The organism is Pseudomonas sp. NY8896, from assembly GCF_039634505.1.
This window is the reverse complement of record NZ_CP132350.1, coordinates 5,726,392-5,740,209: the sequence shown is the minus strand read 5'-3', so window position 1 is coordinate 5,740,209 and position 13,818 is coordinate 5,726,392. Positions and strand designations below refer to the sequence as shown.

Here is a 13,818-nt window from a genome sequence, read left to right as displayed (position 1 = left end):
CGATACTGCTTTGGATGATTGGGGTGCCGATTCCGGTGATCATTCTGATCTGGTTCTTCATGCATTGAGAACCTGGGGCCGCAAAGCGGCCCCAGCTATCTAAAGGCTAAAGGAACTGCTCGGCATAGTGACAAGCCACCTGCCGCGTACTCACCTGCCGCAACGCCGGCACCTCTTTGGCACACCGTTCCGTCGCATACGGGCAACGTTTGTGAAATGCACACCCATCCGGCGGGTTCAGCGGGTTGGGCAGCTCCCCGACAATGCGGATCTTCGGCTTCAGCGGGTCGGGATGAATGGCCGGTGTCGCCGACAGCAGCGCCTGGGTATAGGGATGCAGCGGCTTCTCGTAGATATCCTCTTTAGGCCCCATTTCCGCCGGCCGCCCCAGGTACATCACCAGTACCTGGTCTGCCACATGCCGTACCACCGCCAGGTTATGCGAGATGAACACGTAGGCGGTGTTGAACTCTTTTTGCAAGTCCATGAACAGGTTCAGCACCTGCGCCTGGATCGACACGTCCAGCGCCGAGGTCGGTTCGTCCGCTACCAGCACCTTGGGTTGCAGCATCATCGCCCGCGCCAGGGCGATACGCTGGCGCTGGCCGCCAGAGAACATGTGCGGGTAACGCTGGTAGTGCTCGGGGCGCAGGCCAACCTGTTCCATCATCTTCTGCACCTTGTCGCGGCGCTCGGCTTTGCTCAGCGAGGTGTTGATCAACAGTGGCTCGGCCAGCTGGTCACCAATCTTTTGCCGTGGGTTGAGCGAGGCGTAGGGGCTCTGGAACACCATCTGCACATCGCGGCGCAGTTGCTTGCGCTCAGCCTTGCTGGCGCCTTTCACTTCGGTGCCATCAATTTGCAGTGAGCCGGACGATGGCTCTTCGATCAAGGTCAGGGCGCGTGCCAGGGTCGACTTGCCACAGCCGGACTCGCCGACCACGGCCAGAGTCTTGCCCGCCTCCAGTTCGAACGACACGCCATTCAGCGCACGGACCAGCGCGTGGCCCTTGAACAGCCCGCGGGAGACTTCGTAATGCCGGGTAAGCTCCCGGGCGGATAGAACGACGGCCATTACGCCACCTCCTGGTTCAGCGGGTAGAAGCAACGCACCAGGCTATGGGCCTGTGGGTCGAGAGGCGGGCGCTGGCGCCGGCATGTGTCCTGCACGTACGGGCAACGCGGCGACAGCAGGCAGCCGACAGGGCGGTCGTAGCGCCCAGGGACAATGCCAGGCAGGGTGGCCAGGCGTTCGGCGCCGATGCTGTGCTCGGGGATTGCTGCCAGCAAGGCTTCGCTGTACGGGTGGGCGGGCACGTCGAACAGCTCCGGCACCTGGCCCACTTCCACGGCTTGGCCGGCGTACATCACGCACACCCGCCTGGCGGTTTCGGCGACCACGGCAAGGTCGTGGGTGATCAGGATGAGCGCCATGTTGCGCTCTTTCTGCAGGTTGACCAGCAGCTCCATGATCTGCGCCTGGATGGTCACGTCCAGCGCGGTGGTCGGTTCGTCGGCGATCAACAGCTTGGGCTCGCCGGCAATCGCCATGGCTATCGCCACACGCTGGCTCATGCCGCCGGACAGTTGGTGCGGGTAAGCATCCAGGCGACTTTCTGCAGCCGGGATCTCGACTTTTTTCAACAGTTCGAGGGCACGCTGGCGCGCGGCCTTGCCCTTCAGGCCCAGGTGCTGGCGCAGCACTTCTTCGATCTGGAAACCCACGGTATAGCTGGGGTTGAGCGCGGTCATCGGGTCCTGGAAGACCATGGCGATATCCTTGCCAACCACTTTGCGTCGTTGCCGGCCGCTGAGCTTGAGCATGTCCGTGCCATCGAAGGTGAGGGCGTCGGCGGTAATACGCCCAGGGGCTTCGATCAGGCCCATCAAGGCCATCATGGTGACCGATTTGCCCGAGCCGGACTCGCCGACGATGGCCAGGATTTCGCCGGCCTCCACCGCCAGGTCCAGGCCGTCGACGACCGGTACCGCATTGGCGTCGCCGAAGCGCACGTTGAGGTTGTTGATCTGCAACAGTGACATGGCGTTCTCCTCAGGCGGCGTTCTTGAGTTTAGGGTCCAGCGCATCGCGCAGCCCGTCGCCCATCAGGTTGATTGCCAGCACACTGAGCAGAATGGTCAGGCCGGGCAGGCTGACCACCCACCAGGCACGCTCGATGTAGTCTCGGGCCGAAGCCAGCATGGTGCCCCACTCGGGGGTTGGCGGTTGTACGCCGAGGCCAAGAAAGCCCAGCGCGGCGGCGTCGAGGATGGCCGAGGAGAAACTGAGGGTGGCCTGCACGATCAGTGGCGCCATGCAGTTGGGCAGCACGGTGACGAACATCAGCCGTGGCAGGCTGGCACCGGCCAGGCGTGCGGCGGTGACGTAGTCGCGGTTCAGCTCGCCCATCACGGCGGCGCGGGTCAGGCGCACGTAGGAGGGCAGGGACACGATGGCGATGGCGATCACCGTATTGATCAGGCCAGGGCCGAGGATAGCGACGATGGCCACCGCCAGCAGCAGCGACGGCAACGCCAGCATCACATCCATCAGGCGCATGATCGATGGGCCGAGCAGTTGCGGGAAGAAACCGGCCAGCAGGCCGAGGAAAATGCCAGGGATCAGCGACATCACGACCGACGACAGGCCGATCAGCAGCGACAACCGTGCACCCTGAATCAGCCGCGAAAGCAGGTCGCGGCCAAGTTCGTCGGTGCCGAGGATGAACTGCCAGGTGCCGCCTTCCAGCCACACCGGCGGGGTCAGCAGGAAGTCGCGGTACTGCTCGCTCGGGTCATGCGGGGCGACCCACGGCGCGAACAGGGCGCAGAACACCACCAGGCACATGAAGGCCAGGCCCATCACCGCGCCCTTGTTGCGCGCGAAGGCTTGCCAGAATTCTTTGTACGGCGAGGGGTAGAGCAGGCTCTGGTCCACCGGGCTGGCCGGCGACACGGATTTTGCAATCGGGCTAGTCATGGCAAGGGCCTCAGCGCTGATGACGGATGCGTGGGTTGGCCAGGCCGTAGAGGATGTCTACGACGAAGTTGACCAGAATCACCAGGCAGGCGATCAACAGGATGCCGTTCTGGACCACGGGGTAGTCACGGGCACCGATGGCTTCGATCAGCCACTTGCCGATGCCCGGCCAGGAAAAGATGGTTTCGGTCAGTACCGCACCGGCCAGCAGCGTGCCGACCTGCAGGCCGAATACGGTCAGCACCGGGATCAGGGCGTTGCGCAGGCCGTGCACGAACACCACGCGGGCTGGCGAAAGGCCTTTGGCGCGTGCGGTACGGATGTAGTCTTCGCGCAGCACTTCGAGCATTGACGAGCGGGTCATGCGGGCGATCACCGCCAGCGGGATGGTGCCGAGCACGATGGCCGGCAGAATCAGGTGCATCACCGCGTCCTTGAACGCACCATCCTCGTCGCTGAGCAAGGTATCGATCAGCATGAAGCCGGTCTTCGGCTCGATGTCGTAGAGCAGGTCGATGCGCCCGGACACCGGCGTCCAGCCCAGGCTCACCGAGAAGAACATGATCAGGATAAGGCCCCACCAGAAAATTGGCATCGAATAGCCGGCCAGTGAAATGCCCATTACACCGTGGTCGAACAGCGAACCGCGCTTGAGTGCGGCGATCACCCCGGCCAGCAGGCCGACAATGCCGGCGAATAGCAAAGCGGCGAAGGCCAGCTCCAGGGTGGCCGGGAACAGGGTGAGAAACTCGTTCCACACACTTTCGCGGGTGCGCAGCGATTCGCCGAGGTCACCTTGGGCCAGCTTGCCGATGTAGTCCAGGTACTGGACCGGCAGTGGCTTGTTCAGGCCCAGGCGCTCCATGGCCTGGGCATGCATTTCGGGGTCGACCCTGCGCTCGCCCATCATCACTTCCACCGGGTCGCCGGGGATCAGGCGTATGAGCGCGAAGGTCAGCAAGGTGATGCCGAAAAAGGTCGGTATCAGCAGGCCAAGGCGCCGGGCAATAAAACTCAACATTGTCGGGGTTACCTCATCAGGCCGTGGGGCGATCAGCCCGGTACGGCAGTGCCGCCGGTGCCCGTGTGGGTTGCCGGCGGTCGTTGTTGTTCTACTTCACCTTGGTGGTGGCGAAGTTGTTGTTGGTCAGAGGGCTGATCACGTAGCCCTCAACGTTGTCACGCATGGCGGTGAACATCTTCGGATGGGCCATGCTGATCCAGGGGTGGTCGTCATCGTACACCTTCAATGCCTCGCTATAGAGCCTTGCACGTTCGTCGTTGTCGATCACCTCGCGGGCGCGGGTAATCAGTTCCTGGAATTTCGAGTTGCACCAGCGGGCGTAGTTCTCGCCGGTTTTGGCCGCGTCACAGCTGAGCAGCGGGGTAAGGAAGTTATCCGGGTCACCGTTGTCGCCTGCCCAGCCGGTGGACACCAGGTCCGCTTCGCCCTTCTTGGCGCGGCGCAGCATTTCCGCCCACTCCATCACGCGGACATCCAGCTTCAGCCCGATCTGTTTCAGGTCGGCCTGTAACATCTCGGCGGACAGGCGCGGGTTAGGGTTGGTCATGCCGCCACCGTTGCGGGTGAACAGCGTGATCACCGTGCCTTCCGGAACGCCAGCTTCCTTGAGCAGGGCGCGTGCTTTGTCGAGGTCGCGCGGCGGGTTCTTGTTACTGGTGTTGTAACCGATCATGGTCGGCGGGTATGGATTGACGCCCACTAGCGCGTTGCCCTTGCCAAACAGCTGATCGACGTGGGTCTGGCGATCGAAGGCCATGTTGATGGCTTTGCGCACGCGCACATCGCTCAGGTATGGGTGCTCGGTATTCATGGCGATGTAACCGGTGACCAGCGCTTCGATCTCGGCCACCTTGAGCTTGGGGTCAGCCTTGATCGACGGCACATCATCCGGTTTGGGGTAGAGCGCGACCTGGCATTCGTTGGCGCGTAGCTTTTGCAGTCGTACGTTGCTATCGGTAGCGATGGCGAAGACCAGGGCATCGGCGGGTGGTTTGCCGCGGAAGTATTCGGGATTCGGTTTGAAACGGACCTGTGCATCCTTGTTGTAGCGCTGGAAGATGAACGGCCCAGTGCCGATCGGCTTGCTGTTCAGCTCGGCCGTTTTGCCAGCTTCGAGCAACTTGTCGCCGTACTCGGCGGAATAGATCGAGGTGAAGCCCATTGCCATGTCATGCAGGAACGGGGCTTCCGGGCGGGTGAGGGTGATCATCACGGTGTTGTCGTCGCTCTTGCTCACAGACTTGAGCAGTTCCTTGAAGGCCATGCTTTCAAAGTAGGGATAGCCCACGCTGGTCTTGTCATGCCATGGGTGATTCGGGTCAAGCTGGCGATTCAGGCTCCACAGCACATCGTCGGCATTGAATTCGCGAGTTGGCTTGAAGTAGTCGGTGGTGTGGAACTTCACCCCGTGACGCAGGTGGAAGGTGTAGGTCAGGCCGTCTGGCGAAATGTCCCAGCGTTCGGCCAGTGCCGGCTGGATGTCGGTGGTGCCGGGCTTGAAATCGACCAGGCGGTTGAACACGGTTTCGGACGATGCGTCGAAAGTGACCGCCGTGGTGTACTGAACAACGTCGAACCCTTCCGGGCTGGCCTCGGTACACACCACCAGTGGTTTGGCGGCCAGTTGCGTGGTGCTGCCCAGCACCAGGGCGGCCAGGGCCAGGCGTAGCGGTAGCGATTTCATGAAAGCTCTCTGCATGGGTTGAAGGCTCCCTGCTTGCATTGATTCCAGCGTAGTCGCCACGGCCCGCTGCGAAGTGGGCCGTGGCGCCGGCGGTCAGAGAATGTTGAATGGGATGGTGGTCACCACGCGGAACTCATCCAGGCTGCCATCACCCTGGGCCTTGCTGGCGCGGTGGGTGGTGTAGGTGGCGCGGATGCTGGTGTCTTTCAGCGGCCCGCTCTGCACCGCGTAACTGGTGCCGATCCCCCACTCGTAGTGGGTTTCGCCATCCAGGCCATTCACGTCGTAGGCTGTACCGCGATAGTGAGTGCCATCGATGCCCCAGCCGCGGGCGTTGTACAGGTTGAACTTCAGGCCTGGTACACCGTAGGGCGCCATGTTCAGTACGTAGGAGATCTTCAGCGATTTTTTGTTGGGGCCGTTGAAGTCCGACAGCAGTGAGTTGGCCAGGTAGATGCCGTTGGTTTCGTGCAGGTAGTCGAAGTACTCGTTACCGTTGACCTGCTGCCAGGAGGCACCGAGGGTGTGGGCCTGGTGGGTCAGGTCGAACGACAGGCTGTAGGTGTCGTTGTCGATCTTGCCCATTTTCTGGCTGCCGGCGTCGACGGTCTTGTAGTAGTTCAGGCCGGTGCTCAGGCTGAGCACTGCGCTGTCGCCGAGCACGTGGTTGGCGCCGAAGTAGTACTGGTTCCAGAAATCGTCGACCTTGGTGGCGTACAGGCTGGTGCTCAGGCTCTTGAACGGCTGGTAGTTGATGCCGGCGGTGCTGGCGCGGTCGGTTTCCACGCCAGTGGCGCTGTATTCGCTGCGGAACTTGCTGAGGCTCTGCTCGGTACGTGGCGAGACGCGGTCGAAGGTGCCCAGGTCGAAGCTGAGGTTATCGAACTCGGCGCTGTGCAGGAACGCGCCCTGGAAGCTCGACGGCAGGGCACGGTTGCCGATGTAGGCGATCATCGGGGTGTCAACCGACTGGCGGCCGAGGGTAAGGGTAGTGTTGGACACCCGTGCCTTGATGTTGCCCAGGCCCAGTTTGCTCCACTGGCCAATGGGGTCGCCATCGCTGTGGGTCAGGGTGCGGTTGTTGGGGCCGGCGACAGCTTCGCGGCTCTGTTGCAGGGCGATGGCGTTGTAGCCAGCGGCCTCGACGGCGATGCCCACGGTGCCTTGGGTGAAGCCGGAGCTGTAGTTGAGGATGCTGCCTTGTACCCAGTTTTCCCGGCTGTGGGTGGGGTGGCGGGTGCCGTCGCTTTTGTAGTACTTCCACAGCGGGGCGCGTGCGGCGCGTTCGCGGGCGTACCAGTTGCGGGTGCTGCCAGACAGGCTCTGGCCGTCGATGAAGCCGCTGGCCTGCGCCTGCTCGCTGCTGCCTTTGAGGGTGAGCGGGATGTAGGCCTGGCTTTGCGGGTCGGCCTGGGCCACGGTGGATAAGGCACTGATGGATAACGCCAGTGCGGTCAGGGTGAATATTCTCAAGGTTGAAGCTCCCATTGTTTTCTAGTTATTGCCGGCCTTGTGGGCCGGGTGGGTGTTGCGGTGTTGCCTGGGTTGCCACGGGATCGCCGGGCTGAGTTGGGGGGGCGTGCTGCCTGTGCTGGCCTTTTCGCGGGTAAACCGCTCCCCCAGGGATCTGCGCAGACGCCTGGTTTGTGAAGATCTCTGTGGGAGCGGGTTCACCCGCGAAGTGGCCCTTGAGGGCTAAAGATCAGTCAACACTCACACCGGAAAAGTCATTGCGCCCAAACGGGCTGACCTTGAATTCGGAAACCTTGACGCTGAGCGGTTGGTTCACCGTGGAATGCGCCACCGGGGTAATCGGTACCTGCTGCTTGAGCCGCTGCTGGGCCTGCTGGTACAGGGCGGTGCGCTGCGTACGGTCGGTCACCTGCTTGGCCTGCTTGACCAGGCTGTCGTACTGCGGGTCGCACCACAGCGAATAGTTGTTGCTGCCGATGGCATCGCAGCTGTAGAGGGTGCCCAGCCAGTTGTCCGGGTCGCCGTTGTCACCGGTCCAGCCGATCAGGGCGATGTCGTGCTCGCCGCTTTTCATGCGCTTGAGGTATTCGCCCCATTCATAGCTGACGATGCGTACCTTGAAGCCGAGCTTGTTCCAGTCGGCCTGAAGCATTTCGGCCATCAGCTTGGCGTTGGGGTTGTATGGGCGCTGCACCGGCATGGCCCACAGGGTGACCTCGGTGCCAGGTTTGACACCGGCCTGCTGCAGCAGCTGTCTGGCCTTTTCCGGGTTGTAGGGGGCGTCCTTGAGGCTTTCGTCATAGGACCACTGGGTGGGTGGCATGGCGTTCACCGCCAGTTGGCCGGAGTCCTGATACACCGCCTGGATGATGGCTTGCTTGTTCACCGCCATGTCCATTGCCTGGCGCACTTCCAGGCGGTCGAATGGTGGGTGCTGGGTGTTGTAGGCGATGTAGCCGAGGTTGAAGCCTGGTTGCTGCAACACCTGCAACGTGCTGTCGGCCTTGAGCGCCGGCAGGTCGGCCGGGCGCGGGTGCAGGGTGACCTGGCACTCATTGCGGCGCAGCTTCTGGATGCGCACCGAGGGGTCGACGTTGATCGAGAACACCAGGTTGTCGATCTTCACCTCATTCGGTGCCCAATAGTCCTTGTTGCCCTTGTAGCGGATCTGCGAATCCTTCTGGTATCGCTGGAACACGAACGGCCCGGTACCGATCGGCTGCTGGTTGATGTCGCTGGGGCGCCCGCTGGCCAGCAACTGGTCGGCGTACTCGGCGGAGAGGATGGAGGCGAAGCTCATGGCCAGGTTCTGGATGAACGCAGCATCGACCGTGTTCAAGGTGAACACCACGGTCAGCGGGCCGGCCTTCTCGATGCTAGCGATATTCTTGTCCAGGCCCATGCTGATGAAATAGGGGAACTCGGTAGGGTAGGCCTGGCGGAACCGGTGACCCTTGTCGAGCATGCGGTTGAAGGTGAACAACACATCGTCGGCGTTGAACTCGCGGCTTGGGTTGAAGGCCTTGTTGCTGTGGAATTTCACCCCTTCACGCAGGTGGAAGGTGTAGCGCAGGCCGTCGTCGGACACTTCCCAGCGAGTTGCCAGGGCAGGCTGCACGGCGGTGCCACCCCGTTCGAACTCGACCAGCCGGTTGTAGATGGGTTCGGCGGCGTCGTTGTCGGTGGCGCTGGTGTACTGAGCGGTGTCGAAGCCGGCTGGGCTGCCCTCGGAGCAGAACACCAGGTTGTTGGCCAGCAGGGCCGGGGACTGGCTGATCAGGCCCAGGGCCAATAGGGTCGAAAGGCGGGTAGCGTGACGCATGGCAAGTCCTTTTTCGTCTGTTTGCGCCGCCTCGTTGTACGAATGACGGCAACAGTTCGCCGCTCCCGCGGCGGATAGCAGCAGGACGACATGAAAGGGTGGCAAGGATGGAAGGGCACCCGCCGCTCAGCGGGTGCCCGGGTCAGCCTACTTGTCCACGCTGACGCCGTAGAAGGAGTTCAGTCCGAATGGGCTGATCTTGTAATCCTTCACTTTGGCGCTCATGGGCTGGTAGACGGTGGAGTGAGCGATCGGTGTGATCGGTACCTGCTCCTTGAGGATGTGCTGCGCCTTCTGGTACAGCTCGGTGCGCTTGGCCTGGTCGGAAGTGGCCTTGGCCTGCTTGATCAGGTCGTCGTAGGGCTTGTAGCACCACTTGGAGAAGTTGTTGCCATCCACGGCATCGCAGCCGTAGAGGGTGCCCAGCCAGTTGTCCGGGTCACCGTTGTCACCGCTCCAGCCAATCAGCATGGCGCCCTGTTCGCCGCCTTTGGAGCGTTTGATGTACTCGCCCCATTCGTAGCTGACGATCTTCGCCTTGATACCGATCTTGGCCCAGTCGGACTGGAGCATTTCGGCCATCAGCTTGGCATTGGGGTTGTACGGGCGTTGCACCGGCATGGCCCACAGGGTGATTTCGGTGCCTTCCTTGATGCCAGCCTCCTTGAGCAGTTGCTTGGCTTTTTCGGGGTCGAACGGGGCGTCCTTGATGCTGGTGTCATAGGACCATTGCGTAGGTGGCATGGCATTGACTGCCAGCTGGCCGGCACCTTGGTAGACCGACTCGATGATCTTTTTCTTGTCCACGGCCATGTCCAGCGCCTGGCGCACTTTCAACTGGGCCATGGGGTTGGCGTCGTTGCTGCCCTTGATCTTGTCCATCACGTTGTAGGCGATGTAGCCAAGGTTGAAACCGGCCTGGTCAGGCATTTTTAGCTTGGGGTCTTTCTTTAGTGGCTCGATGTCGGCCGGGCGGGGGAACAAAGTGACCTGGCACTCGTTCTTTTTCAGCTTCTGCATGCGCACCGAGGCATCGGTGGTGATGGCAAAGATCAGGTTGTCGATCTTCACGTCATCGGGTTGCCAGTAGTCCTTGTTGCCCTTGAAGCGGATCTGCGCGTCCTTCTGGTACTTGCTGAACACGAACGGGCCAGTGCCGATAGGCTTCTGGTTGATGTCGGCGGCCTTGCCGTCCTTGAGCAGCTGGTCGGCGTATTCGGCGGACTGAATCGAGGCGAAGCTCATGGCCAGGTTCTGGATGAACGCGGCATCGACTTCGTTGAGGGTGAACTTCACCGTGTGCTCGTCGAGCTTCTCCACTTTGGCGATATTCTTGTCCATGCCCATGTCGGTGAAGTACGGGAACTCGGTGGGGTAAGCCTTGCGGAACGGTTGCTCCTTGTCGAGCATGCGGTTGAAGGTGAACAACACGTCGTCGGCGTTGAACGGGCGGCTGGGCTTGAAGTAGTCGGTGGTATGGAACTTGACCCCTTCGCGCAGGTGGAAGGTGTAGGTCTTGCCGTCGTCGGACACTTCCCATTTGGTCGCCAGGCCCGGGATGACGGCCGTGCCACCACGTTCGAACTGGGTCAGGCGGTTGAACACGGTCTCGGCCGAGGCGTCGAAGTCGGTCCCGGTGGTGTACTGCCCCGGGTCGAAACCGGCCGGGCTGCCCTCGGAGCAGAACACCAGGTTGGACGCGGCCAAGGCCGACGGTGCACCGGTGAGCAAGCCTGCGCCAAGCAGGAACGGAATGACTGCGTGTTTGAGCATGGTGGCCTCATTGTTGTCATTTTTTGGATGAGGTGGCCTCGTGAGCCGACCTGCGGATACTTATGCAGGGGGTGTTCCCAATGCAACAGGAAGAAGGATAGTTGGCGCCGGAAAAGTGGTACGGCCGTACATGGATGTCGCATCGGTATAACTTTCGGCGAAGTTAAACGTTTGCGCGGGCAAAATGATGGCATTTTGCAGGATGTTTCGAGGCGGGAGTATATGTAGGAGGCATCTTAATGGTGCGTAGGAAGCTTCTGAAAATCTGTTTGACGCGATGCCTGGGAGAGCGGGCGCAGCCGCTCCCACAGGTGTTTCGTGAGCCCGTTAAGGCATCTGCACTTCGATCAGGCCATCGGCATTCATGCTCACTTCACTGGTGCCTGCTTCGATATCCGGCGCTGGTGCCGCTTCATCAGCCCCCATGGCCTTCATCGCCATCGGTGCGCTACGCAGGTACGGGCGTGGGTAGCCGCTGCTGTTGAGGTTCAGGTTGACCACTTTGTAGCCCTTGCCGCCCAGCGCTTCTGTGGCCAGCTGCGCGCGTGCCTTGAAGGCATCGACCGCATCCTTGAGCAGTGCATCTTCGCTGGCCTTGCGCGTGGCCGGGGCGATGGAGAAGTCCATGCCGCCCATTTTCAGCTCTTGCAGCAGGTCGGCGGTCAGCTGGGACAAGGCCGGGAAGTTGGCGCTTTCCAGGCGCAGTTCGGCGCGCTCGCGCCAGCCGGTGATCTTCTGGCCCTTGCTGTCATATACCGGGTAGCTGTTGCGGCTTCCCTGGCTGATCTTCACGTCCTTGACCTGACGCGACTGCTGCACGGCCTTGTTCATGGTTTCGGTGATCTGCTTGGCGAGCTTGCCCGGGTCGCTGTTCTGCGCTTCGCTGTACAAGGTCACGACCATCAGGTCGCGCGCCACTTCCTTGCTGACTTCGGCACGCAGCGATACCTGGTTGAAACGCGGTTCATCGGCCGCCAGCGCCGGCAGGCTGGCGAGCAGGCCGCAAGACAGGATGAAGGCGGTGCCGCGACGTGGGATTTGCATGTGGTACTCCTTGGCAATAAAAGGCGTGGCGTCTGGTTGTCCATTCCACGCATGGCCCATCAGACCGGCAACAGTGTAGTGGGTTCAAAAGTGCCATCATCAACCTGTGACAAAGTGTGGCGCTTTGCCGCATCGCTGCAGCTAGGCGCCAGGCTTCGGTATACTCCAGCCGATTTTCTGGAGCACTCATCAGGAGAGCTCATGCTCGCTGCCGTACAACCGTTGTCCGCTACCCGTCAGAACCTCTGGCGCCTGACCGTCATTCGGGTCCTGGTCCTGGCTGCCCAGGCTGGCTCGGTGGGCGTTGCCTACTGGACCGAACTGCTGCCGTTGCCCTGGCTGTCGCTGGCCGGCACCTTGGCCTTGTCTTCGCTGCTGTGTGCCTTCACGGCCCTGCGCCTGCGCTTGTCGCTGCCCGTCACCGAAATGGAGTATGCCCTGCAGCTGGCTTGTGACCTGCTGATCCACAGCGCCTTGCTGTATTACTCCGGCGGTTCGACCAACCCGTTCGTTTCGTATTACCTGGTGCCGCTGGCGATTGCTGCGGTGACCTTGCCGTGGCTGTATTCGCTGATCCTGTCTGGCATCGCCCTGACGGCCTACAGCCTGCTGCTGGTGCAGTTCTACCCGCTCGAAGGCTTGCCCATGGCGCGGGACAAGATGCAGGTCTACGGCATGTGGCTGAGTATTGCCCTGGCGGCGGCCGTGATCACCTTCTTTGCCGCGCGCATGGCCGAAGAGCTGCGCCGCCAGGAGCAGCTGCGTTCCGAACGGCGTGAAGAAAGCCTGCGCGACGAGCAGTTGCTGGCCGTGGCCACCCAGGCTGCCGGTGCCGCCCATGAGCTGGGTACGCCGCTGGCGACCATGAGCGTGCTGATCAACGAAATGCGCCAGGACCATACCGACCCGCTGTTGCAGGAGGACCTGCAGATCCTCCAGGACCAGGTAAAGCTGTGCAAGGAAACCTTGCAACAGCTGGTGCGCGCTGCCGAAGCCAACCGACGCCTGGCGATCGTCGAGCAGGATGTGACAGCATGGCTGGACGAAGCGCTGAACCGCTGGCACCTGATGCGCCCGGAAGCCAGTTACCGCTTCCAGCGTCTGCGCGACGGCAAGGTGCCTCGGTTGACACCGCCACCGGACCTTACCCAGGCGCTGCTGAACCTGTTGAACAATGCTGCCGATGCCTGCCCCGATGACCTGGAAGTGCGCCTTGACTGGGACGCCCAGGACATCGTCATCAGCATCCGCGACCACGGCCCCGGCGTGCCGCCGGCCATTGCCGAAGCCATCGGCAAACCCTTCATTACCACCAAGGGCAAAGGCTTCGGCCTGGGCCTGTTCTTGAGCAAGGCCAGCGTGACCCGTGCGGGCGGTTCGGTAAAACTCTATAGTCATGAACAGGGTGGCACCCTGACCGAACTGCGCCTGCCCTATGGCAAGCGAGGAGATGAATGATGAGCGAAGAAAACCAGGTCGAAAGCGAAGAGCTGCCGCACCTGCTGCTGGTGGATGACGATGCCACCTTCACCCGGGTCATGGCCCGGGCCATGAGCCGTCGCGGTTTCCGCGTGAGCACTGCCAGTTCTGCCGAGGAAGGCTTGATCCTGGCTCAGCAGGACCTGCCGGACTACGCCACGCTGGACCTGAAGATGGACGGCGACTCGGGCCTGGTTCTGCTGCCCAAGCTGCTTGAGCTGGACCCAGAAATGCGCGTGGTGATCCTGACCGGCTATTCGAGCATTGCCACTGCGGTGGAGGCGGTCAAGCGCGGTGCCTGCAACTACCTGTGCAAGCCGGCTGACGCCGATGATGTGCTGGCAGCACTGCTGTCGGAGCACACCGACCTGGATACGCTGGTGCCGGAAAACCCGATGTCGGTCGACCGCCTGCAGTGGGAGCACATCCAGCGCGTTCTGAACGAGCACGAGGGCAATATCTCCGCCACCGCGCGGGCGCTGGGCATGCACCGGCGGACCTTGCAGCGCAAGCTGCAGAAACGGCCGGTTCGACGCTGA

At 61.9% G+C, this 13,818-nt stretch carries 11 protein-coding genes; 2 read left to right on the top strand and 9 right to left on the bottom strand.

All coding sequences use genetic code 11. The features are described 5' to 3' along the window. Positions 1-106: 106 nt before the first annotated feature. From Q9451_RS25930 to Q9451_RS25890, 9 genes are all read right to left on the bottom strand, one after another. Positions 107-1,075, bottom strand: a complete 969-nt coding sequence (locus tag Q9451_RS25930) for a peptide ABC transporter ATP-binding protein (protein WP_012270623.1) — start codon at positions 1,073-1,075, stop codon at positions 107-109. Beyond that, positions 1,075-2,043: an ABC transporter ATP-binding protein gene (locus Q9451_RS25925; RefSeq protein WP_012270624.1), complete on the bottom strand. Its 969-nt coding sequence runs from the start codon at positions 2,041-2,043 to the stop codon at positions 1,075-1,077. Before Q9451_RS25925 ends, Q9451_RS25930 begins: the two co-directional genes overlap by 1 nt. Before the next feature lie 10 nt (positions 2,044-2,053). Then, positions 2,054-2,980 (bottom strand): ABC transporter permease subunit, encoded by a 927-nt coding sequence (locus Q9451_RS25920; RefSeq protein ID WP_012270625.1) that lies wholly within the window; start codon positions 2,978-2,980, stop codon positions 2,054-2,056. Between the two features lie 10 nt (positions 2,981-2,990). Next, positions 2,991-4,001, bottom strand: a complete 1,011-nt coding sequence (locus Q9451_RS25915) for an ABC transporter permease subunit (RefSeq protein ID WP_012270626.1) — start codon at positions 3,999-4,001, stop codon at positions 2,991-2,993. A gap of 91 nt (positions 4,002-4,092) precedes the next feature. Further along, positions 4,093-5,703, bottom strand: coding sequence for an ABC transporter substrate-binding protein (locus tag Q9451_RS25910; protein WP_012270627.1), 1,611 nt, complete (start codon positions 5,701-5,703; stop codon positions 4,093-4,095). Positions 5,704-5,781: 78 nt separating this feature from the next. Beyond that, a complete protein-coding gene (locus Q9451_RS25905; RefSeq protein ID WP_345960802.1) occupies positions 5,782-7,161 on the bottom strand; it encodes an OprD family porin in 1,380 nt (459 codons plus the stop codon). Positions 7,162-7,390: 229 nt separating this feature from the next. Beyond that, a complete protein-coding gene (locus Q9451_RS25900; RefSeq protein ID WP_012270629.1) occupies positions 7,391-8,983 on the bottom strand; it encodes an ABC transporter substrate-binding protein in 1,593 nt (530 codons plus the stop codon). A gap of 147 nt (positions 8,984-9,130) precedes the next feature. After that, the gene (locus Q9451_RS25895) at positions 9,131-10,756 is read right to left on the bottom strand and encodes an ABC transporter substrate-binding protein (RefSeq protein ID WP_012270630.1); all 1,626 of its coding nucleotides are present in this window, start codon (positions 10,754-10,756) and stop codon (positions 9,131-9,133) included. Between the two features lie 327 nt (positions 10,757-11,083). Then, complete coding sequence (locus Q9451_RS25890) at positions 11,084-11,800, bottom strand: SIMPL domain-containing protein (protein ID WP_012270631.1); 717 nt, start codon at positions 11,798-11,800, stop codon at positions 11,084-11,086. 201 nt (positions 11,801-12,001) lie between these two features. On the opposite strand from Q9451_RS25890, the gene Q9451_RS25885 reads away from it, so the two are divergent. Continuing rightward, entirely contained in the window at positions 12,002-13,258 is a 1,257-nt protein-coding gene (locus Q9451_RS25885) for an ATP-binding protein (RefSeq protein ID WP_012270632.1), read from the top strand. Continuing rightward, positions 13,258-13,818, top strand: coding sequence for a response regulator (locus tag Q9451_RS25880; protein WP_003255244.1), 561 nt, complete (start codon positions 13,258-13,260; stop codon positions 13,816-13,818). Before Q9451_RS25885 ends, Q9451_RS25880 begins: the two co-directional genes overlap by 1 nt.

Bases quoted from the DNA above. Each gene is read 5' to 3' on its own strand.
- Q9451_RS25930 (WP_012270623.1), bottom strand. From the start codon at position 1,075: ATGGCCGTCGTTCTATCCGCCCGGGAGCTTACCCGGCATTACGAAGTC.
- Q9451_RS25925 (WP_012270624.1), bottom strand. From the start codon at position 2,043: ATGTCACTGTTGCAGATCAACAACCTCAACGTGCGCTTCGGCGACGCC.
- Q9451_RS25920 (WP_012270625.1), bottom strand. From the start codon at position 2,980: ATGACTAGCCCGATTGCAAAATCCGTGTCGCCGGCCAGCCCGGTGGAC.
- Q9451_RS25915 (WP_012270626.1), bottom strand. From the start codon at position 4,001: ATGTTGAGTTTTATTGCCCGGCGCCTTGGCCTGCTGATACCGACCTTT.
- Q9451_RS25910 (WP_012270627.1), bottom strand. From the start codon at position 5,703: ATGCAGAGAGCTTTCATGAAATCGCTACCGCTACGCCTGGCCCTGGCC.
- Q9451_RS25900 (WP_012270629.1), bottom strand. From the start codon at position 8,983: ATGCGTCACGCTACCCGCCTTTCGACCCTATTGGCCCTGGGCCTGATC.
- Q9451_RS25895 (WP_012270630.1), bottom strand. From the start codon at position 10,756: ATGCTCAAACACGCAGTCATTCCGTTCCTGCTTGGCGCAGGCTTGCTC.
- Q9451_RS25890 (WP_012270631.1), bottom strand. From the start codon at position 11,800: ATGCAAATCCCACGTCGCGGCACCGCCTTCATCCTGTCTTGCGGCCTG.
- Q9451_RS25885 (WP_012270632.1), top strand. From the start codon at position 12,002: ATGCTCGCTGCCGTACAACCGTTGTCCGCTACCCGTCAGAACCTCTGG.
- Q9451_RS25880 (WP_003255244.1), top strand. From the start codon at position 13,258: ATGAGCGAAGAAAACCAGGTCGAAAGCGAAGAGCTGCCGCACCTGCTG.